The sequence below is a fragment of the Citrobacter sp. Cf136 genome, from assembly GCF_030333815.1.
Taxonomy (GTDB): Bacteria; Pseudomonadota; Gammaproteobacteria; order Enterobacterales; family Enterobacteriaceae; genus Citrobacter; species Citrobacter freundii.
In genome coordinates this window covers 45,684-65,745 of the sequence record NZ_JAOWFE010000035.1, presented here as the reverse complement: position 1 = coordinate 65,745, position 20,062 = coordinate 45,684, and the positions used below count along the sequence as shown (strand labels likewise).

Below are 20,062 nucleotides of genomic sequence, written 5' to 3'. Positions count from 1 at the left end.
AATTTAGCCTGGAATTCATACCAGAATTCGCTGGTGACTCACGTTAGCTTTCTTAAGAATATACACTTAATTGTTGCGAACCTTTGGGAGTAATAACAATGCAAGAGAACTATAAGATTCTGGTGGTCGATGACGACATGCGCTTACGTGCGCTTCTGGAGCGTTATCTGACCGAGCAGGGCTTCCAGGTTCGAAGCGTCGCAAACGCTGAGCAGATGGATCGTCTGCTGACCCGTGAGTCTTTCCACCTGATGGTGCTGGATTTAATGCTGCCGGGAGAAGATGGCCTGTCTATTTGCCGTCGCCTGCGCAGCCAGAGCAACCCGATGCCGATCATTATGGTTACGGCGAAGGGCGAAGAAGTGGACCGTATCGTTGGACTGGAAATCGGCGCTGACGATTACATTCCGAAACCGTTTAACCCGCGTGAACTGCTGGCGCGTATTCGCGCTGTACTGCGTCGTCAGGCGAATGAATTGCCGGGCGCGCCTTCTCAGGAAGAAGCTGTCATTGCGTTTGGTAAGTTCAAACTGAACCTCGGTACGCGTGAAATGTTCCGTGAAGATGAGCCTATGCCGCTCACCAGCGGTGAGTTTGCGGTGCTGAAAGCACTGGTTAGCCATCCGCGTGAGCCGCTGTCCCGCGACAAGTTGATGAACCTCGCCCGTGGTCGTGAATATTCTGCGATGGAACGTTCTATCGACGTCCAGATTTCCCGTCTGCGTCGCATGGTGGAAGAAGATCCGGCGCATCCACGCTACATTCAGACCGTATGGGGTCTGGGCTACGTCTTTGTTCCGGACGGTTCTAAAGCATGAGGCGAATGCGCTTCTCGCCACGAAGTTCGTTTGCCCGCACGTTATTGCTCATCGTCACCTTGCTGTTTGCCAGCCTGGTGACGACTTACCTGGTAGTGCTGAACTTCGCGATTCTGCCGAGCCTCCAGCAGTTTAATAAGGTCCTGGCCTACGAAGTTCGTATGCTGATGACCGATAAACTACAGCTGGAGGACGGTACGCAACTGGTGGTGCCGCCCGCATTCCGTCGGGAAATTTATCGTGAGCTGGGTATTTCCCTCTATTCCAACGAGGCCGCTGAAGAAGCCGGACTGCGTTGGGCGCAACACTATGAATTCTTAAGCCATCAGATGGCGCAGCAGTTGGGTGGCCCAACGGAAGTCCGCGTTGAGGTAAACAAAAGCTCGCCGGTTGTGTGGCTGAAAACCTGGCTGTCGCCCAACATCTGGGTACGTGTGCCGCTTACGGAAATTCATCAAGGCGATTTCTCACCGCTGTTTCGCTATACGCTGGCGATTATGCTGCTGGCTATCGGTGGCGCGTGGCTGTTTATCCGTATCCAGAACCGACCGTTGGTGGATCTTGAACATGCGGCGCTGCAGGTGGGGAAAGGTATCATTCCACCGCCGTTGCGGGAGTATGGCGCTTCAGAGGTGCGTTCCGTAACCCGAGCCTTTAACCATATGGCCGCAGGTGTGAAGCAGTTGGCCGATGACCGTACGCTGTTAATGGCGGGCGTGAGCCACGATTTGCGTACTCCGCTGACGCGTATTCGTCTGGCAACGGAAATGATGGGCGAAGAGGACGGTTATCTTGCGGAGTCCATCAATAAGGACATCGAAGAGTGTAACGCCATCATCGAGCAGTTCATCGATTACCTGCGTACCGGTCAGGAGATGCCGATGGAGATGGCGGATCTGAACTCGGTGCTGGGTGAAGTGGTTGCGGCAGAAAGTGGCTACGAACGTGAAATCGAAACTGCGCTGCAACCTGGCGCCATTCAGGTGAAAATGCACCCGCTGTCGATCAAGCGTGCGGTTGCCAATATGGTGGTTAACGCCGCCCGTTACGGCAACGGCTGGATTAAGGTCAGTAGCGGTACGGAGACGCATCGCGCCTGGTTCCAGGTAGAAGATGATGGTCCGGGCATCAAGCCGGAGCAGCGTAAGCACCTGTTCCAGCCATTTGTCCGCGGCGACAGCGCGCGCAGTACCAGCGGCACGGGGCTGGGTCTGGCGATTGTGCAACGTATTATCGATAACCATAACGGCATGCTGGAGATTGGTACCAGTGAACGTGGTGGGTTGTCGATTCGTGCATGGCTTCCGGTTCCTTTCACTCGCGCGCAGGGTATCACGAAAGACGTATAAGAAAGGGAGGCGAAATGCCTCCCTTTGTTTACGGGATACAGAGTAAAACCTCTGGCTTAAATTGCTTTTAATTGATTAATTATAAATGGATTTTTTTGAATTAATAAAAGCAGTTTTCTTGGTGCACCAGTCGGCTGGCGTCGTTTCGTTTCCCAGCTTTTAACCAGGTCATAACTCACGCCAACAGCTATGGCAAAATCCTGTTGGCGTAACCCTGTTGCTTCGCGGATGGCTTTAACATCAATTTCGCTAAAGGTATGTACATGTTCAGACTTAGGTGTTTCTTCACCTTTCTCTATACGCACCATTTCTTCTGCACTGGCCAGCAAATCGGCAAATAATTCGTCTTTCATTTTGGCCTCACCACACCGGATAGCGGTGTCCTGATGATTAAAATTCCCATGATTAAATCAGCATATTGGATAAGTGCATTAAAACTCTTTTTTGCTCTTCGGTTAAATCATCCTGTTCATTTTTAGGATAGAGCAAAGCGAGATAGATTCGACCTTTGCGCGTCACGTTGTAATAGATAACCCTAATACCGCTGCGTTTGCCCATACCAGAGCGACTCCAGCGAATTTTTCTGAATCCACCTGTACCAGCGATAGTATCTCCAGCCTCAGGGTTCTCTATAAGCGCCTCTTGAAAAGCGCGAAACTCATCGTCAGGCAAAAGTAACGGACGGCGTTTACTAAATCCTTGTAGCTCAATAAATGTGAACATAGCGCGTCCTGCGCATGGGGTTGATAGTACAGATTATAGGTGTACCGAGTACATTTTAAAAGATAAACACAATAAAAAACCCCTTACCCTCTCGGATAAGGGGCTATATAACGAATCAAAAATTACAGCTTCGGTCCGGCGCTAACCAGCGCTTCACCAGCAGGGGTGTCGGTGTATTTCTCGAAGTTCTCGATAAACAGTTTCGCCAGTGCATTGGCTTTTTCCTGCCACTGCTCTGGAGACGCGTAGGTATTACGCGGATCGAGAATGCGCGTATCCACGCCCGGCAACTCGGTCGGGATAGCCAGGTCAAACATCGGCAGACGGAACGTTTCTGCGTCATCCAGCGAACCGTTCAGGATAGCGTCAATAATCGCACGGGTATCTTTGATAGAGATACGTTTACCAGTACCGTTCCAGCCGGTGTTAACCAGATACGCCTGCGCACCTGCCGCCTGCATACGTTTCACCAGCACTTCTGCATACTGTGTTGGGTGCAGAGACAGGAATGCTGCGCCAAAGCAGGCAGAGAAGGTTGGGGTCGGTTCGGTAACGCCGCGTTCGGTACCGGCCAGTTTGGCGGTGAAGCCAGACAGGAAATGGTACTGAGTTTGGTCTGCTGTCAGGCGAGAAACCGGCGGCAGCACGCCAAATGCGTCGGCAGTCAGGAAGATCACTTTGGTCGCATGACCCGCTTTTGACACTGGCTTAACGATATTATCGATGTGATAAATCGGGTAGGAAACGCGGGTGTTTTCAGTTTTGGAACCGTCGTCGAAGTCGATGGAACCATCTTCGCGCACGGTGACGTTTTCCAGCAGCGCGTCACGACGAATTGCGTTGTAGATTTCTGGCTCGGCATCTTTAGACAGTTTGATAGTCTTCGCGTAGCAACCGCCTTCGAAGTTAAATACGCCGTCGTCATCCCAGCCGTGTTCGTCATCGCCAATCAGGCGGCGTTTCGGATCGGTGGACAGCGTTGTTTTACCGGTACCGGACAGGCCAAAGAAGACTGCCACATCACCTTTTTCCCCGACGTTTGCCGAGCAGTGCATGGAAGCAATGCCTTTCAGCGGCAGCAGGTAGTTCATCACGGAGAACATACCTTTCTTCATTTCGCCGCCGTACCAGGTGCCGCCAATCAGCTGGATACGCTCAGTCAGGTTGAAAGCCACGAAGTTTTCAGAGTTCAGACCCTGCTCTTTCCATTGTGGGTTGGTGCACTTAGCGCCGTTCATCACGATGAAATCCGGTTTAAAATCAACCAGCTCTTCGTCGCTTGGGCGGATGAACATGTTTTTGACGAAATGCGCCTGCCAGGCAACTTCGGTAATGAAGCGCACGGAAAGACGGGTATCGGCGTTAGCGCCGCAGAATGCATCAATGATAAACAGGCGCTTGCCGGAAAGTTGCTGGGTAACTAATCCTTTCAGATGCTGCCAGGTTTCCGGGGAGAGCGGTTTGTTGTCGTTCTTACCTTTACCTTTGTCTGACCACCAGAGCGTGTCGCGCGTGGTGTCGTCACGGACAATGTACTTATCCTTTGGCGAACGTCCGGTAAAGATACCGGTATCAACGGCAACGGCGCCCAGATTCGTTAACACGCCACGTTCATAACCTTCCAGGTTTGGATCAAGTTCTTCCTGGAAAAGCGTGTCGTAGTCTGGATTGTAAACGATATCCTGAACGTCATTGATACCATAAGCCTTGAGATCTTGCGGGGTTAAACTGTTGTTCACACGCATTTCACTGCTCCTTAGCCAATATGTATTACCTGGAATAGTAAGGTTTTTTAGGGATTGCTAACCGCGACAAGGCTCATAGATTTACGCATCCGGGAAAATCACGGGTTACCGAATACGCTGCGACTCCTGTCACAAAGAGGCGGATATTATGGCAGGAAACCCTTTTTTGTTGTGGAAAATGTTCTTAAAACGTTAATGAAGAGTGTTTTTGGCGGGAATCTTGTGAGTGTAATCGCATTCACGTAAGAAAATAACGTAACTCATACATATACAATATCGATTCACTTCCCGTCGCGTTAGTCTGAAATCAGCCTACCAATGCTCAAAATTGTGAAGTTGATGCGATAATTAGCTTTTCCCTTCATTCTGGAAACTGACATGGATAGTGCTGAAATTTCACGTACGACGCGTTTGGGCATGATATTTATCGGCCTGCTGCAGGGGGCATTATGCTACCTGCTGATGACATATCTGGTGCCCCATAACGACGGCTGGCTGTTCTATGGCATGCCTGCGACGATTGCGATCACCTCGGCACTTTTGCTTACTGTCGTTTCTTTCAAACAACGCGCGCTGTGGTACTGGATGGCGCTGATCTTTGTTGTGGTGCTGGCGATGAGCGCCTGGCTAAAGTGGCAAGTCGAGGACAGTGATAAGTGGCGGCAACATGAAGTTTTTATGTTCTACGGTTGGCGCTTACTGCTGATGGCGATGCTTGCCTTGCCCTGGATTCAGTACTCGCTTCGCGCGTCCCGCCAACAGACACGCTATGCGCAATTTTATACACAATTGTGGCTTAACACGCTGACGCTGCTGATTGTGTTCATTTCCAACGGGTTGTTCTGGCTGGTGCTCCTGCTATGGAGCGAGATGTTTAAGCTGGTCGGTATTCCCTTCTTCAGCACGCTCTTCTTTGATACCGACTGGTTTGGCTATGTGGCCTTTGGTCTGATTACCGCACTGGCAGTGGTACTGGCTCGTACACAGTCGCGTCTGGTCACGGCGGTACAAAAATTACTGACGTTTATTGCCACCGGTCTGTTACCTCTGGTCGCGCTGTTGGCGCTGATGTTCATACTGACCTTGCCTTTCACCGGGCTGGAGGCTATTTCGCAGCGGGTTTCCGCGGCAGGGCTGATGTCAACGCTGACGTTTAGCCTGCTGCTGCTCATGGCGATGGTGCGTGAGCCACAAAAAGAAGCTCTACCTTATCCTGGCGCGTTACGCTATCTCATCAAATGTGCTCTGGCTGTCACGCCCATCTATACGCTGATTGCCGGTTGGGCGCTGTGGGTGCGAATTCAGCAGTACGGTTGGACGCCTGAGCGTTTACATGGTGTGTTGGTTGTCGTGGTACTGTTAGCCTGGTCGGTCGGCTATCTGGTGAGTATTTTACGCCGGGGACACAATCCGCTTGAGATTCAGGGAAAGGTCATTCTCGGCGTTTCGTTGCTGGCGTTGGGGCTGTTGGTTCTGCTGTCGTCGCCGGTTATTGATGCCTGGCGCATCAGCGTTAACAGCCATATGGGGCTGTATCACAGCGGAAAAATTAAACCGGATCAGGTCAGCCTGTATATGTTGGATCACAGCGGAAAACCGGGGCGCGCAGCGTTGGAAGTATTACAAAAAGATGTGGCGTTTAATCAAGACAGTAAGCGCAGACGCGACTTGAATTCTCTGCTGCAAGGGAGCCGGGATCCGGTTAAAGAGCTAACCGCAACACAGTTAGTATCGAAGGTTGTGATTGCTCCGGGGAGCGAGAAGCCAGACGATGCGTTCTGGACGTTTGTCAAAGCACAGGGGTATCGCATCACCTCTTGTGCTGAGCAGAATGCGTGCGTATTGGTGAGTCAGGACCTCAATGCGGATGGTCATCCTGAGCAGGTGCTATATGCTTTTGGCGATGGGGAGAGTCTGGTCTTCGGCATGCAGAAAAACAAATGGGATTTGTTAGCTGTTGCCAGGCTACCTGAAGGATTCAATAAGGATAAATTGCTGCAGGCGGTGGCGAATCAGCAACTGGGTTCAGCCCCCAGAATCTGGCGGGATATCACTATTGATGGCAAAAGACTGCCGATGACTTATTACACCGAGTGAGTGTGTTGCCGACCGCGTTTTTGCCGGATAGCGGCGCGAACGCCTTATCCGGCCTACGACAGTTTTTCCGTAGGCCTGATAAGCGCCGCGCCTTCAGGCAAGACGGTGATTAATGCACCTGTGGATCGGCAGGGGAGGCGTTGCTGCGGATCTCTGCAATATCCATGGCGTTAAACAGATAGTGGCTACCGCAGTAATCGCAGTGCATATCTATCTCGCCTTCTTCCGCCAGAATGCTGTCAACTTCTTCGTCCGGCAACGTTTTCAGTGCGCCTGCGCAGCGTTCGCGTGAACAGGTGCATTTGAACTCAACGTCCTGCGGATCGTAGAGAGTAACCTCTTCTTCGTGGTATAAGCGCCACAGCACTTCGTTGGCCGGCAGCGTCAGCAGCTCTTCGGCCTTGATGGTTTCGGTCAGGGCGGTCAGGTGATCGAAATCATCTGCCTGTGCGTTTTGCGCCGGCATCACTTGCAGCAGCATTCCGCCAGCAGCGGGTTTGCCATCAACGTCGCCAGTGCGGATGAACAGGCGTGTCGGCAACTGTTCGGAACGCATGAAGTAGTCTTCCAGACAGGCTGCCAGCGTGTCACCTTCCAGACCGACCACGCCCTGATAACGCTCGCCTTCTTCCGGAGTAATGGTGATCACCAGGTAGCCGTTGCCCACCAGGGTTTTCAAATCGGCATCTTCAGGAATATCACCCTGCATGCGGGCCACGCCGCGCATCTGCTGATTGTTGTTGCCGTTGATGACGGCCAGGCTCAGCGGACCATCACCCTGCAACTGCACAGTGATATCACCGGCAAACTTCAGCGTAGCGGTAAGCAGGCTGGTGGCAACCAGCAGCTCAGCCAGTACGTTTTTGACCGGCTGCGGGTAAGTATGATTTTCGAGGATCTGTTGCAGGGTTTCCGAAACGGTCACCAGCTCGCCGCGCACGGCAAAGTTTTCAAACAGATAACGATGTAATTGGTCATGTTGCGGCATAATCATCTCTCTTGCAGGTGACAGTCACTCGCTGTCGCCATGTTTAAATCGTAACAGGTCGCGGCGCTCTTTCTTGTCCGGTCGTCTGTCCGGGTGCGGCATGGTTAACGCGTTAAGTTTACGCGCCAGCGCCATTTTTTCGCGTTTTTCCACGCTTTCCGCGGTTTCTTCATACAGCGTAACGGCTTCCGTTGCCGGGCGACGCTGCTCGGTAATGGCCTTGATAATGACCGTTCGCTCGTCATTTCCCTGGCGAAGGGTGAGGGTGGCGTTCAGCTCGACAATCTTGCTCGGCTTACTGCGCTGGCCGTTGTAGTGCACCTTACCGCCTTCAACCATTTCGCGGGCTAGCGCACGCGTTTTGTAAAAGCGTGCAGCCCACAGCCATTTATCCAGCCTGACTTCAGCAGGGGGCTTTTCTTTCATGGCGTCTCCTTCACATCAGTGAGGGGATCAGTCGGCGGTAGTCATTCAGTGACGGATGGCGTGCGTACTGCTTTTCGGCGATGCCGGAGTCGGGATTGGTCACGCCGAGGCAGTAACGAATACCGTACAGAGCAGCGGCGTCGAGAATGGGTTCGCTGTCGTCAATAAACAGCGTCTTCTCTGCACTCATTCCCGTTTGTTCAGCCACAGCGTGCCATAACCGCTGATCCTCTTTGGGATAACCAAATGTGTGGGTGGAAAGTAATAAATCAAGGTGTGAGGCCAGACCGGTATGCTCCAGCTTCACCGCCAGATTATGCGGATGCGCGTTGGTGAGCAAAATACGGCGCTTGCCGCTGGCTTTTAAGGCATCAAGAAACGGTACGGTATCTTCACGCAAAACGGCGCGTGGTCCCTGTTCCGTTGTCATGGCGCAAATATCCAGATCCAGGCACTCGCTCCAGTAATCCAGGCAGTACCAGTTTAGCGTATGCTGCACGGCATGATACTGCTGACGAATATAGTCCTGGGCTTCCTGGGGAGAGATACCCTGCTTCGCGCCATAGGTTTCCGGCACCAGTTTTTGCCAGAAATAGTTATCGAATGCCAGGTCGAGCAGCGTGCCGTCCATATCTAACAACACGGTGTCGACATCCTGCCAGGCAATATTGATATGCATGGAAACTCCCCACAAGAAAACATGATGCGCGACAGAGTAGCATATCCTGTCGTGCAAGCGTGTTATCGAATCAGGCTTTCCGGGTCGTCAATCAGCGTTGGATTCAGGCAACTTTCGTAGTAGCTCTGAATTTCCGCGATGCGGGTGCGGTGACGCTGGTAGCGTCTGAATGCCTGCACGCTGTTGTAGACAGCGCATCCGAGCATGGAGAACATCAGCAGCGTCGTGCCAAGGTAGCGCCATAACCCTGAACGATCCGGGATACGGTGCAGGCCAATGTGCTGGGTGCCATTGGCGTCAGTCGAAATATTGGTGACGATCCCCTCTGCGCGAAATGGTGTCTGCATCAGCATCTGCGCCAGGCGCTGGAAGGCGTTCCACTGTTCCTGGGGAGGATAGTCATATAGCGAGGTCGTCGGCCACGGCTGATCGACCAGATCGCTGCCTTCATCGCTGATAATCAGGAAACCGCCGGGAGCAGGGCTATTCAGCGCCTGGGCCGCTCGCGCAGTCTCGCGTGAAATAAATGGTGCCGTAGAGGTATTCACCAGATTATCTAACGACTCAGCGCTTACCGGACGCAGCAGCACGTTCACCCCATCCAGTTTGCCTGCGTTCGCTCGCTTTACCAGCGCGGCCCAGTCTTTGCTGTTACCGAGGTTAACCAGCGCATTCTTTAAGCGTACACATTCATCTTTGGCTGCACACAGATCGGCCGTTTTCAGGACAATCTCACCAAAATCGTCCAGTAACACCATGCCGGACTTTTGGATTGCCGAGCGTAGCGATGCGCTGACGCGAGAGTCATCGTCAGGTTTGGGATGCAGCTGGCGGTTCACGGCCTGCGTGAGCGCAGTGGCCTTATTCACCAGATCGGATTCGGGCAGCGGTAATGCGCGTGCGTCATTCCAGATAATTTGCGAGCAATCGAAAGGCATAAACGGCGTGGTGGGCTGCGCATTCCAGCTCCCTTGGGTATGAATATTACACATACCCGTACCGCTCAGGTGCAGCGTGTCACCCACGCGAACGCCCGCGTTTTCGAGCTGTTTAACGCTGGTGGCTTCGATAGTTTGCGCGCCCTTCATCCAGGAAAGCGTGACCTTTATCGGCATATCCAGCGGGATCCAAAACAGCAGCATCAGCAGTACCAGCAACGAGCCGCCCGCGATGACGGCGTTGCGCAGCCAATGTTGCAACGGGAAATTTTTGACTTCATCGTGCAGAGATAAAAAACGCCCCTGGCGGACAACGTGGCGATCGAGATAAATATCGATATCCGTTTGCTGGCCAAGGTCTTGGGCGATGTAAGGTTGCCAGTGAGGTGGGTAGATCAGATCAATAATACCCAGCGAGATATTATTAATTTGCTCCTGGTCGTTTTCGCCAAACAACCCCCAGCGACGCGGCGTACCGCGCAGACAATGAATTTCCCGCAGGGCGGTTTTGGACGGCGGGGCGAATAATCCCCACAGACCCGCAGCTAACAGCAACACCGCGCCCCCGACTGCCCACGGAACAAACGTATTCGGGATAACCAAACAGAAAAAGAACAGCAGGAATGATGCGGTTATCAGCAACGCCTCGCGCAATCCCGAAGGGCGGCTGAGCGCATATTCTTCATGGGTTTCCTGGCGAATATTCAGCAGTTCAATCTGCTCACTTTCTTCACCACGAATGGATGCCTGGGTAGAAGCGGTGTGCTGCAACGCATAGCCACGCGCTTCCTGCATATATTCCTGCAGCGTATGGCCGTTCAACGAGATAACCAGCGGTATTGTATCGGTATGGATTATCTCAACGCTGTTTTCGTCATTGATGTATTGTTCCCAGAAAGGGGGAAGGTGCACCTCAACGGAATCAAGATAGTAGCGCCATTTGTTAGGATCGTCGGTGGTGATGCCGTAACGTGTAATCGAACGAGTAAGCACGATGACGCTATTACTTTGGGCATTCAACGTTAATGAGACTGGCGCAGAACTGGCTCCAGTTGGACCAGGTACTTGCTGAATTTGACTAAGGCTTTCGAGATAGTTTTCGACGGCACTGCGTTCTTCAGGCGCGAGTTTACGTTTCGAGGCGTCTGAGAAGACGCTGCTCAAGGGTAAATTTTTCTGCCTGGATTTTGATTTGAGTAGCCATCCTGCAAGCAATGAGCAGGCCAGCAAAGCAGCTAAAAAAATCAGAATGGTGCTCATGCTTTCCCCATCTTACTTAGTCTGTCAGGCGTGGTCAGTCGCACCCTGTTCAATATTCGTGATTCTGTGGTTGGCTATCGGCAAGTGTGGAGTCGAACTTGAGCATCTTTAAGTACAGCCCAGTAAAAGCGAATCATAGCAAAATCACTAAAAATGGAATATCAGCAAATTCCTGGAGTTATTTCAACCTATTGACTTTTAATTTGAAATAGGGATTAACTTTTAGTACGTTACATAAATGTAAATAAACGGCAATTCACATTGCCGAAACCGTGCGGTATATCGCACAATAACCCCAGATTTCACAGCAAAGATCCTCACAATGAGCAAATCATTACAGAAACCCACGATTTTGAAAGTGGAAACCGTCGCCCAATCCCGGCTGTTTAAAGTCGAAAGCGTGGACCTTGAGTTCAGCAATGGCGTACGCCGCGTTTATGAACGTATGCGTCCATCCACGCGTGAAGCGGTAATGATTGTGCCGATTGTTGACGACCACATGATCCTCATCCGCGAGTACGCAGTCGGGACCGAATCTTACGAACTGGGTTTTTCCAAGGGATTAATCGATCCTGGCGAAAGCGTTTTTGAGGCGGCGAATCGGGAGCTGAAAGAAGAGGTGGGGTTTGGCGCAAAAGATCTGACGTTTTTAAAGAAACTCAGCATGGCACCATCTTATTTCTCCAGCAAGATGAACATCGTGGTGGCAGAAGATTTATATCCTGAATCGTTGGAGGGTGATGAACCTGAGCCATTACCGCAGGTGCGCTGGCCGCTGGCGCATTTGATGGACCTGCTGGAAGATCCTGATTTTCACGAAGCGCGTAATGTCAGTGCGTTGTTCCTCGTACGCGAATGGCTGAAAGGGCAGGGGCGGCTTTAATTTCTCTGCAGCTAATACACGAACAACAAAAAAGGCGCCTAAGCGCCTTTTTTGATCAGAACAGTTCGTGCGTCTCACCATTATCGATAATGGTCGTCCCCACTTCATGCACCGCCTGTTGCGTCGGCTGAGTACCTTCAATGAAGTACTCTGCGCGGCTATTGCCACCGCTTGCCAGTTGTCCTGTGCTGCGATCGATATTGACCGTCACGATACCCGGTGGCGGCGTCAACGGCTGTTCAGGCACGCCTTCCAGCACGGACTTCATGTAGGCATCCCATGCTGGCTGCGCACTCTTCGCACCGCCTTCGTAGCCGGAGATTTGGTCTTTGATCGCGCCGGAAGCTGTCGTATGACCAAGGTTGCGGCGATGATCATCAAAGCCGATCCATACTGACGTCACCACACCTGGTCCGTAACCGGAGAACCACGCATCTTTAGAGCTGTTGGTGGTTCCGGTTTTCCCGCCGATATCATGACGCTGTAAATCGCGACCTGCGCGCCAACCGGTTCCCATCCAGCCTGGTTCACCAAATATATTGGTGTTCAGCGCGCTTTTAATCAGGAAGGCCAGCGGTGTGTTGATCACGTGCGGAGCGTATTCCTGTGTGCCGCTTTGCGCGACCAGTGCCTGGTTAGCCTGCTCAAGCTGCGGCATAGGCACGGCGGCATTCTGCTGTTCCTGCGAGACGGCGACATCTTCTACGTTACTGTTTTCCAGCACGTTAGATTTCTGGGTATCGCCGTAAATCACTGGAATATCGCATTCCGGGCAGGCAATTTTTGGCTTCGCTTCGAAGATAACGCCGCCCATATCGCTTTCGATCTTACTGATGAAATATGGATCGACCAGGAAGCCGCCGTTAGACATCACTGCGTAACCGCGCGCCACCTGCAACGGTGTGAACGAAGCCGAACCCAGCGCCAGTGACTCGGTATGCACAATGTTCTGTGCCGGGAAACCGAAACGTTGCAGATACTCTGCCGCGTAATCCACGCCCATGGCGCGCATGGCGCGTACCATCACCACGTTTTTCGACTGACCCAGCCCCTGACGTAAGCGGATAGGACCGGCGTACTGCGGCGGGGAGTTCTTCGGCTGCCAGTCGGAACCAGCACCGGCATCCCAGCGGGAGATTGGTACGTCGTTGAGCATGCTCGCCAACGTCAGACCTTTATCCATCGCGGCGGTATACAGGAATGGCTTGATGTTAGAACCCACCTGGCGTAACGCCTGCGTTGCACGGTTAAACTTGCTCTGGTTGAAGTCAAAACCACCAACCAGTGCCAGCACCGCGCCGTTTTGCGGATTGATGGAGACCAGTGCGGAGTTGACGTCTGGCACTTGCGCCAGCCACCAGGCATCGCCCACCTGACGTACCCAGATTTGCTGGCCGGCCTGTACCACGTCGGTCACTTTACGCGGCGTTGGGCCTTGTTGAGTATCCGAGCGGTAAGGACGCGCCCAGCGCATACCATCCATGCGTAATGACACTGACGTACCATCCGCCAGCGCGGCAATGGCTTCCTGAGGATTGGCACTGGTAACAACCGCCGGTAACAGCGGTCCATAAGTCGGCAGCGCTTTCAGCGTATCGGTGATTTTTTTGCTGTCCCAACTGCTTTCGCCCACTTTCCACAGCACGTTCGACGGGCCGCGGTAGCCGTGGCGCATGTCGTAATCCATCACGTTGTTGCGTACTGCCTGCTGAGCTGCCTGCTGTACTTTGCGTGTAATGGTGGTGGTGATGCGATACCCGTCTTCATAGGCTTTTTCACCATAACGGTTATACATCTCCTGGCGCACCATTTCAGACAGATACGGTGCAGAGAAAGCGATTTCCGGCGCGTGGTAGTTGGCGTCAATGGCCTCGCCGCGCGCCTGATCGTACTGGGCCTGCGTGATGTAGTTTTCGCTCAACATACGCGACAGTACAACGTTACGTCGCGCGGTTGCCCGGTCCATCGAATAGAGAGGGTTGAAGGTTGACGGCGCTTTTGGCAGACCGGCAATCACCGCAATTTCACTTAAGCTGAGTTGATCCACCGTTTTACCGAAATAGACCTGCGCGGCAGCACCCACGCCATAGGCGCGATACCCCAGGTAAATCTTGTTCAGATACAGCTCGAGGATCTCATCTTTACTCAGCAGTTGTTCAATGCGGATCGCCAGGAACACTTCTTTGATCTTACGCATCAGCGTACGTTCCGGGCTCAGGAAGAAGTTTCTCGCCAACTGCTGGGTAATGGTACTCGCCCCTTGCGACGCGTGACCAGAGAACAATGCTACGCTGGCCGCACGGAAAATCCCCACCGGGTCTACCCCGTGGTGCTCATAAAAGCGGCTGTCTTCTGTGGCGATAAAGGCTTTAACCATTACCGGCGGCATCTGATCCAGCGTGACCGGGATTCGACGTTTCTCGCCATACTGCGCGATTAGCTCGCCGTCAGCGCTGTAAACCTGCATCGGGATCTGTAAACGCACATCTTTGAGCGTCGCGACGTCAGGTAATTGCGGCTCGATATAGCGATAAAGGCCATAAATCGAGCCTGCTCCCAGCAGGATGCAACATACTGCAAGGATTAATAAATACTTTACGAACTTCACTGGAGATTTCCCATTTAGTGGCATTTGGGCAGTTTATAAACAAACGCGCGGTAGTATAAAGGCAAGCCAGACGCATTGATATACCCGTTAAAGCGACGGGTGATAAGGAGATCATCAGCAATGGCTTTCAATATCTGGAAAATTGGTCTGCATATTCAGCAACATGAAGTGCTGGCTGTCGCTATCGTTCGCGAAGCATCAGGTTGGTATCTGCAACGCTGGTGGCGTATACCGCTGACGCCTCAGGTTATCGTCGATGGCCACATTCGCGAGCCTGAACAACTGGTCGCCGCGCTACTGTCGTGGAGCCGGGAGCTCCCTCGCCGACACCATATTCATCTCTCTTTTCCCGCCAACAGGACGTTACAAAAAAAGTTTCCTCGTCCGACAATGACGTTACGCGAGCCAGAGCAAACCGCATGGTTGTCCGGTTCGATGGCGCGTGAACTGGATATGGCGCCGGATGCACTGCATTTTGATTATAGCGAAGACACGTTGAGCCCGGCGTTTAACGTCACTGCTGCGCAAAGCAAAGAGATTTCAGCGCTTCTGACGCTTATCCAAACCCTTAAGGTGCAGGTTACGGCGATTACCCCAGACGCCAGCGCGTTACAGCGATTTATTCCCTTCCTGCCGGAGCATCACCAGTGTCTGGTATGGCGTGATGATGCCCAGTGGTTATGGGCGACCCGTTCAGCATGGGGACGTAAATCAACGGGCGATATTAGCTGTATCGAGGAGCTTGCCACGACATTATCTCTGCCCACGACAGCCATTGCGAAATGCTCCCCCGGCGGCTTCGATCCTTTAAGCGCCGTGTCTGTACGCCAGCCGCCCATTCCAACGCAAAGCCATCACTTCGCCATTGCGCTGGGACTCGCTATGGGGGGCGTGTACTGATGATAGCGACCATTAATCTTCTGCCCTGGCGTCAGGCTCGGCGTTACGCTTGCCTGCGCTTCTGGGGCATCTTATTTAGCGCTTCACTCTTGCTTAGTATTGGCGTGTTGTTGCGCTATTACAGCGCTTTGAGTGTAGAAAATCGGGCTGAATTGTTGCTGGCAGACGCCGAAAAGACGCGGGCCGAGGCCCTCATGGCGCTGAAGCCGCGTATGCAACAGCGCCAGCAACGATGGCAGCAGGTTCAGGCGCGGAACAAACAGCGTGAGCAGACCCGAAGCTGGCAGCGGGCTTTGCAAGGGCTGGCGGAATTACTGCCGGAGCAGGCGTGGTTAACAAAAATGACCTGGCAGGAGGACACGCTGGAACTGACGGGAAACACACTGAACTTTGCCGCATTGAAGGCATTGGAAGCGCAATTACGCCAGTTGCCGTTGTTTATGTTGAACAGCCCTGGAGAAACGCAGCAGGATGCGCAGGGACGCTGGCAATTCCACTTTCGACTGACACGGAGCGGTGCGCATGATAACGCTCTGTGATGTCTGGTTAGCGCAGTCGCCACGCTTTCGAATCATATGCTGGTGCGGCTGGATGTTGGGGTTACTCATACTGGTGACGCTATGTCTTTACCCCGTAGCGCGGGAGCGGACTATGCAACGCGAGTCGCTGGTCCAGCAACGTGCGGCTATTCAGATGCAATGGCGAGATGTATATCTGCTGGCGTCATCACCAGCAGAGTCTGAAGAGAAACTGACCCTGTTCTCCCCGCTGCTGTTTCAGAATTCACTTACCCGTCTTATCCACTGGCAACCCTCAGCTCAGGGGGGAGAGATGGCGCTGATATCGGCCTGGGATGCTATCCCGCTGACGTTTGTCCAGTTGGCGGCTCAGGGGATGAACGTCAGCCGATTTTCGCTTACCGCAGAAGGCACGGAGTTGCTGCTAACGCTAAAGCTGGAGCGCCTGAATGATGGTTGAGCGCTGGCTGTTGATATGCGTAAGCGTACTGATGCTTACCGGTATGCGTAATCCCTTCCTGCCGCCGGAGGACCGTTGTCAAATTGCTGAGCTGTCGACATGGCGTTTTCAGGGCATGGTGAGTCAGGGCACACGACCCATCGGCATCGTTCAGGATAGCCAGAAAAAATGGCGGCGGGTTAAGCGAAATGACGTCCTGAAAAACGGTTGGACGATTATGCAGATAACGGCCCAGAACATAACCCTCGACACAGAAAAAAACTGCGAACCGCCGCGGTGGCAGTGGCAGCGACAAGGAGCGGTAAATGAAGCGATGGATAGCGTTGATAGTAATGGCACTGGCGGTCGGGATAACGAGCGCGCTGGCGACGAAACCGCAAAACGTGACGCTGGTGGTCGATGATGTGCCGGTTACGCAGGTATTGCAGGCGCTGGCTGAACAGGAACAAAAAAACCTGGTGGTTTCGCCGGATGTCAGCGGTGTGCTGTCGCTGCATTTGACGGATGTCCCCTGGAAGCAGGCATTGCAGACGGTGGTAAAAAGTGCCGGGCTGGTATTACGTCAGGAAGGCAACGTCCTGCATGTGCATTCTGTTCAATGGCAGAGTGAAAATGCGGCTCGTCAGGAAAACGAGCAGGCGCGGATTCAGGCTAGTCTTCCGCTGGAACATCGCAGCATCATTTTGCACTATGCTGATGCCACCGAGCTGGTAAAAGCCGGAGAAAAGCTGCTCAGTGCCAAAGGAAGCATGACGGTGGATAAACGAACCAACCGCTTACTGCTGCGTGACAATCGTGTTGTTCTCGACACCCTGGAAACGTGGGTGGCGCAAATGGATTTGCCGGTTGCCCAGGTTGAACTGGCGGCGCATATCGTCACCATTAATGAAAAAAGTTTGCGTGAGCTGGGGGTGAAGTGGTCACTGGCTGACGCACAACAACCGGGGGCGGTTGGGAATGTCACAACGCTTGCCAGCGATCTCTCTGTAGCCACCGCCACATCCCGTGTGGGATTTAACATTGGCCGTATTAACGGTCGTTTACTGGAACTGGAGTTGTCTGCGCTGGAGCAAAAACAGCAACTGGATATCATTGCCAGTCCACGATTACTGGCATCTCACCTGCAACCTGCCAGTATTAAGCAGGGTAGTGAAATCCCCTATCAGGTCTCCAGCGGTGAAAGCGGCGCGACATCCGTCGAGTTTAAGGAAGCTGTGTTGGGGATGGAGGTAACGCCAACGGTGTTGCAGAAAGGGAGAATCAGGCTGAAACTGCATATCAGCCAGAATGTTCCGGGACAGGTTCTACAGCAGGCAGATGGCGAAGTGTTGGCTATCGACAAGCAAGAGATTGAAACGCAGGTCGAGGTAAGAAGCGGCGAGACGATTGCGCTTGGCGGGATTTTTTCACATAAGAATAAATCCGCAGCCGACAGCGTGCCGCTATTAGGCGACATTCCCTGGCTTGGCTCTCTTTTTCGCCATGATGGTAAAGAAGATGAACGGCGCGAATTAGTGGTCTTTATAACGCCCAGACTGGTTTCAACGGAATAACTTATGCATGAAAAGCCATTGTTTTTGCACTGAACACGTTTCAGGGATTTGACGTGAGGGTGTATTTAGCATACAAGGAGTACCGATTTGAGCGTCGGTACTTTTCTTCACTTATGCGGCAGTGAATACGCTTTGCCTTTCCGGTGGTGTGCCATAGGCTTATTGGGTGTCATTTGGCTGCGCGATACGTCGCCAGGTCTGATGTTTGCAGGGTAGCATGCCTGCCACGACCAGAAATGCGTTAGGTTTGGTGATTTATTCAGTTGCCAAACCCGCTTGAGTATTGAGATAATTTTCAGTCTGACTCTCGCAATATCTTATGAGGTTTCAGTTCATGTCCTGCTGCGCTGGGTGTCTGCGAAGCGGGTTTACCATTAACGAATAGTCTTAGTAGTACCGAAAAAATGGCAGAGAAACGCAATATCTTTCTGGTTGGGCCTATGGGTGCCGGAAAAAGCACTATTGGGCGCCAGTTAGCTCAACAACTCAATATGGAATTTTACGATTCTGATCAAGAGATTGAGAAACGAACCGGAGCTGATGTGGGCTGGGTCTTCGATGTAGAAGGTGAAGACGGCTTCCGTGATCGCGAAGAAAAAGTCATCAACGAGTTGACGGAAAAACAGGGTATTGTGCTGGCAACTGGCGGTGGCTCTGTAAAATCACGTGAAACACGTAACCGTCTTTCCGCGCGTGGCGTCGTGGTCTATCTTGAAACGACAATTGAAAAACAACTTGCGCGTACTCAACGTGACAAGAAACGCCCGTTGCTGCAGGTAGAATCACCGCCTCGTGAAGTTCTGGAAGCGTTGGCTGACGAACGCAATCCTCTGTACGAAGAGATTGCTGACGTGACCATTCGCACCGACGATCAGAGCGCAAAAGTCGTAGCAAACCAGATTATTCATATGTTGGAAAGCAACTAATTCTGGCTGAATACACACTCGTCTGCGGGTACAAGTAACTAAGGTGGATGTCGCGTAATGGAGAGGATCACAGTCACTCTCGGGGAACGTAGTTACCCTATCACCATCGCGGCTGGTTTGTTCAATGAGCCAGCTTCATTCTTACCGCTGAAATCGGGCGATCAGGTTATGTTGGTGACCAACGAAACCCTGGCCCCCCTTTATCTCGATAAGGTTCGCGGCGTACTTGAACAGGCGGGTGTTAACGTTGATAGCGTTATCCTTCCCGATGGCGAGCAGCATAAAAGCCTGACGGTTCTGGATACGGTTTTCACCGCGTTACTGCAAAAACCGCACGGTCGTGATACCACGTTAGTTGCCCTTGGCGGCGGCGTGATTGGCGATCTGACCGGTTTTGCGGCAGCCAGCTATCAACGTGGTGTTCGTTTTATTCAAGTCCCGACAACTCTGTTGTCGCAGGTCGACTCCTCCGTTGGCGGCAAAACCGCCGTAAACCATCCCCTCGGTAAAAACATGATTGGCGCGTTTTACCAACCGGCCTCCGTGGTGGTGGATCTCGATTGTCTGAAAACGCTTCCTGCGCGTGAGCTGGCATCGGGGCTGGCGGAAGTGATCAAATACGGCATCATTCTTGACGGTGAATTTTTCAGCTGGCTGGAAGACAATCTGGATGCGTTGTTGCGTCTGGACGGTCCGGCGATGGCGTACTGTATTCGTCGTTGTTGTGAGCTGAAAGCAGAAGTTGTCGCAGCAGACGAGCGCGAAATGGGCTTACGTGCTTTACTGAATCTGGGGCACACGTTTGGCCATGCGATCGAAGCTGAAATGGGTTATGGCAATTGGTTACATGGTGAAGCAGTTGCAGCAGGTATGGTAATGGCTGCCCGTACGTCTGAACGTTTGGGTCAGTTCACCTCCGCTGATACGCAGCGCATCATTACGCTGTTACAGCGAGCAGGCTTACCGGTGAACGGGCCGCGTGAAATGTCCACTGAGGCTTATCTGCCGCACATGCTGCGAGATAAAAAAGTGTTAGCGGGAGAGATTCGTTTGGTGCTTCCGCGAGCGATAGGGAAGAGTGAAGTGCGCGGCGGAGTGTCGCACGAGGTGGTTCTTAACGCTATTGCTGATTGCCAGCAGGCGTAACAACAAGAAAGGTCAGGCTTACGTTGCGAAACGTAGGTCTTTTAG

The 20,062-nt window shown here is 52.7% G+C and carries 19 protein-coding genes; 11 read left to right on the top strand and 8 right to left on the bottom strand.

The window, feature by feature from the left end; genetic code table 11:
- The first annotated feature begins 98 nt into the window (after window positions 1-98).
- On the top strand, window positions 99-818 hold the full coding sequence (ompR, locus tag OGV98_RS12780) for an osmolarity response regulator transcription factor OmpR (protein ID WP_001157751.1): 720 nt from the start codon (window positions 99-101) through the stop codon (window positions 816-818).
- On the top strand, window positions 815-2,167 hold the full coding sequence (gene envZ, locus OGV98_RS12775; protein WP_003837891.1) for a two-component system sensor histidine kinase EnvZ: 1,353 nt from the start codon (window positions 815-817) through the stop codon (window positions 2,165-2,167). The genes ompR and envZ overlap by 4 nt, the downstream gene beginning before the upstream one ends.
- A gap of 56 nt (window positions 2,168-2,223) precedes the next feature.
- Here the strand turns inward: envZ and nadS are convergent, their stop codons facing one another.
- From nadS to pckA, 3 genes are all read right to left on the bottom strand, one after another.
- On the bottom strand, window positions 2,224-2,520 hold the full coding sequence (gene nadS / locus OGV98_RS12770) for a NadS family protein (RefSeq protein WP_049001470.1): 297 nt from the start codon (window positions 2,518-2,520) through the stop codon (window positions 2,224-2,226).
- 52 nt (window positions 2,521-2,572) lie between these two features.
- A complete protein-coding gene (locus OGV98_RS12765) occupies window positions 2,573-2,890 on the bottom strand; it encodes a type II toxin-antitoxin system RelE/ParE family toxin (protein ID WP_003847996.1) in 318 nt (105 codons plus the stop codon).
- 122 nt (window positions 2,891-3,012) lie between these two features.
- A complete protein-coding gene (gene pckA, locus OGV98_RS12760; protein WP_003023529.1) occupies window positions 3,013-4,635 on the bottom strand; it encodes a phosphoenolpyruvate carboxykinase (ATP) in 1,623 nt (540 codons plus the stop codon).
- A 378-nt stretch (window positions 4,636-5,013) separates the two neighbouring features.
- Here pckA and OGV98_RS12755 point away from each other — a divergent pair, with 378 nt between their 5' ends.
- A complete protein-coding gene (locus OGV98_RS12755) occupies window positions 5,014-6,732 on the top strand; it encodes a DUF4153 domain-containing protein (protein ID WP_061549613.1) in 1,719 nt (572 codons plus the stop codon).
- A gap of 109 nt (window positions 6,733-6,841) precedes the next feature.
- Here the strand turns inward: OGV98_RS12755 and hslO are convergent, their stop codons facing one another.
- The 4 genes from hslO to igaA all read right to left on the bottom strand — a co-directional run bounded on the left by hslO (window position 6,842) and on the right by igaA (window position 11,023).
- On the bottom strand, window positions 6,842-7,720 hold the full coding sequence (gene hslO / locus OGV98_RS12750) for an Hsp33 family molecular chaperone HslO (RefSeq protein ID WP_003023531.1): 879 nt from the start codon (window positions 7,718-7,720) through the stop codon (window positions 6,842-6,844).
- Window positions 7,721-7,744: 24 nt separating this feature from the next.
- Complete coding sequence (hslR, locus tag OGV98_RS12745) at window positions 7,745-8,146, bottom strand: ribosome-associated heat shock protein Hsp15 (RefSeq protein WP_121540509.1); 402 nt, start codon at window positions 8,144-8,146, stop codon at window positions 7,745-7,747.
- 10 nt (window positions 8,147-8,156) lie between these two features.
- Window positions 8,157-8,825, bottom strand: coding sequence for a GMP/IMP nucleotidase (gene yrfG, locus OGV98_RS12740; RefSeq protein WP_286551593.1), 669 nt, complete (start codon window positions 8,823-8,825; stop codon window positions 8,157-8,159).
- Between the two features lie 62 nt (window positions 8,826-8,887).
- A complete protein-coding gene (gene igaA, locus OGV98_RS12735) occupies window positions 8,888-11,023 on the bottom strand; it encodes an intracellular growth attenuator protein IgaA (RefSeq protein ID WP_057101800.1) in 2,136 nt (711 codons plus the stop codon).
- 322 nt (window positions 11,024-11,345) lie between these two features.
- Between igaA and nudE the strand changes: the two genes are divergently transcribed.
- Entirely contained in the window at window positions 11,346-11,906 is a 561-nt protein-coding gene (gene nudE / locus OGV98_RS12730) for an ADP compounds hydrolase NudE (RefSeq protein ID WP_003837903.1), read from the top strand.
- Window positions 11,907-11,961: 55 nt separating this feature from the next.
- Here the strand turns inward: nudE and mrcA are convergent, their stop codons facing one another.
- Window positions 11,962-14,514 carry a peptidoglycan glycosyltransferase/peptidoglycan DD-transpeptidase MrcA gene (mrcA, locus tag OGV98_RS12725; protein WP_003837905.1) on the bottom strand — a complete coding sequence of 851 codons (2,553 nt, stop codon included), beginning with the start codon at window positions 14,512-14,514 and terminating at the stop codon, window positions 11,962-11,964.
- A gap of 120 nt (window positions 14,515-14,634) precedes the next feature.
- Between mrcA and OGV98_RS12720 the strand changes: the two genes are divergently transcribed.
- The 7 genes from OGV98_RS12720 to aroB all read left to right on the top strand — a co-directional run bounded on the left by OGV98_RS12720 (window position 14,635) and on the right by aroB (window position 20,017).
- Window positions 14,635-15,414, top strand: a complete 780-nt coding sequence (locus OGV98_RS12720; protein ID WP_044701416.1) for a type IV pilus biogenesis protein PilM — start codon at window positions 14,635-14,637, stop codon at window positions 15,412-15,414.
- On the top strand, window positions 15,414-15,953 hold the full coding sequence (locus tag OGV98_RS12715) for a PilN domain-containing protein (protein WP_003847989.1): 540 nt from the start codon (window positions 15,414-15,416) through the stop codon (window positions 15,951-15,953). Before OGV98_RS12720 ends, OGV98_RS12715 begins: the two co-directional genes overlap by 1 nt.
- Window positions 15,937-16,392 (top strand): HofO family protein, encoded by a 456-nt coding sequence (locus OGV98_RS12710; RefSeq protein ID WP_247608214.1) that lies wholly within the window; start codon window positions 15,937-15,939, stop codon window positions 16,390-16,392. Before OGV98_RS12715 ends, OGV98_RS12710 begins: the two co-directional genes overlap by 17 nt.
- Entirely contained in the window at window positions 16,382-16,795 is a 414-nt protein-coding gene (locus tag OGV98_RS12705; protein ID WP_086529787.1) for a HofP DNA utilization family protein, read from the top strand. The genes OGV98_RS12710 and OGV98_RS12705 overlap by 11 nt, the downstream gene beginning before the upstream one ends.
- Window positions 16,698-17,945, top strand: coding sequence for a DNA uptake porin HofQ (gene hofQ, locus OGV98_RS12700; RefSeq protein WP_008321545.1), 1,248 nt, complete (start codon window positions 16,698-16,700; stop codon window positions 17,943-17,945). Before OGV98_RS12705 ends, hofQ begins: the two co-directional genes overlap by 98 nt.
- A gap of 404 nt (window positions 17,946-18,349) precedes the next feature.
- Window positions 18,350-18,871 (top strand): shikimate kinase AroK, encoded by a 522-nt coding sequence (gene aroK / locus OGV98_RS12695; RefSeq protein WP_003023552.1) that lies wholly within the window; start codon window positions 18,350-18,352, stop codon window positions 18,869-18,871.
- A 57-nt stretch (window positions 18,872-18,928) separates the two neighbouring features.
- Entirely contained in the window at window positions 18,929-20,017 is a 1,089-nt protein-coding gene (gene aroB, locus OGV98_RS12690) for a 3-dehydroquinate synthase (RefSeq protein WP_003837915.1), read from the top strand.
- Window positions 20,018-20,062: the final 45 nt, after the last annotated feature.

Bases quoted from the DNA above. Each gene is read 5' to 3' on its own strand.
- ompR (WP_001157751.1), top strand. From the start codon at position 99: ATGCAAGAGAACTATAAGATTCTGGTGGTCGATGACGACATGCGCTTA.
- envZ (WP_003837891.1), top strand. From the start codon at position 815: ATGAGGCGAATGCGCTTCTCGCCACGAAGTTCGTTTGCCCGCACGTTA.
- nadS (WP_049001470.1), bottom strand. From the start codon at position 2,520: ATGAAAGACGAATTATTTGCCGATTTGCTGGCCAGTGCAGAAGAAATG.
- OGV98_RS12765 (WP_003847996.1), bottom strand. From the start codon at position 2,890: ATGTTCACATTTATTGAGCTACAAGGATTTAGTAAACGCCGTCCGTTA.
- pckA (WP_003023529.1), bottom strand. From the start codon at position 4,635: ATGCGTGTGAACAACAGTTTAACCCCGCAAGATCTCAAGGCTTATGGT.
- OGV98_RS12755 (WP_061549613.1), top strand. From the start codon at position 5,014: ATGGATAGTGCTGAAATTTCACGTACGACGCGTTTGGGCATGATATTT.
- hslO (WP_003023531.1), bottom strand. From the start codon at position 7,720: ATGCCGCAACATGACCAATTACATCGTTATCTGTTTGAAAACTTTGCC.
- hslR (WP_121540509.1), bottom strand. From the start codon at position 8,146: ATGAAAGAAAAGCCCCCTGCTGAAGTCAGGCTGGATAAATGGCTGTGG.
- yrfG (WP_286551593.1), bottom strand. From the start codon at position 8,825: ATGCATATCAATATTGCCTGGCAGGATGTCGACACCGTGTTGTTAGAT.
- igaA (WP_057101800.1), bottom strand. From the start codon at position 11,023: ATGAGCACCATTCTGATTTTTTTAGCTGCTTTGCTGGCCTGCTCATTG.
- nudE (WP_003837903.1), top strand. From the start codon at position 11,346: ATGAGCAAATCATTACAGAAACCCACGATTTTGAAAGTGGAAACCGTC.
- OGV98_RS12720 (WP_044701416.1), top strand. From the start codon at position 14,635: ATGGCTTTCAATATCTGGAAAATTGGTCTGCATATTCAGCAACATGAA.
- OGV98_RS12715 (WP_003847989.1), top strand. From the start codon at position 15,414: ATGATAGCGACCATTAATCTTCTGCCCTGGCGTCAGGCTCGGCGTTAC.
- OGV98_RS12710 (WP_247608214.1), top strand. From the start codon at position 15,937: ATGATAACGCTCTGTGATGTCTGGTTAGCGCAGTCGCCACGCTTTCGA.
- OGV98_RS12705 (WP_086529787.1), top strand. From the start codon at position 16,382: ATGATGGTTGAGCGCTGGCTGTTGATATGCGTAAGCGTACTGATGCTT.
- hofQ (WP_008321545.1), top strand. From the start codon at position 16,698: ATGAAGCGATGGATAGCGTTGATAGTAATGGCACTGGCGGTCGGGATA.
- aroK (WP_003023552.1), top strand. From the start codon at position 18,350: ATGGCAGAGAAACGCAATATCTTTCTGGTTGGGCCTATGGGTGCCGGA.
- aroB (WP_003837915.1), top strand. From the start codon at position 18,929: ATGGAGAGGATCACAGTCACTCTCGGGGAACGTAGTTACCCTATCACC.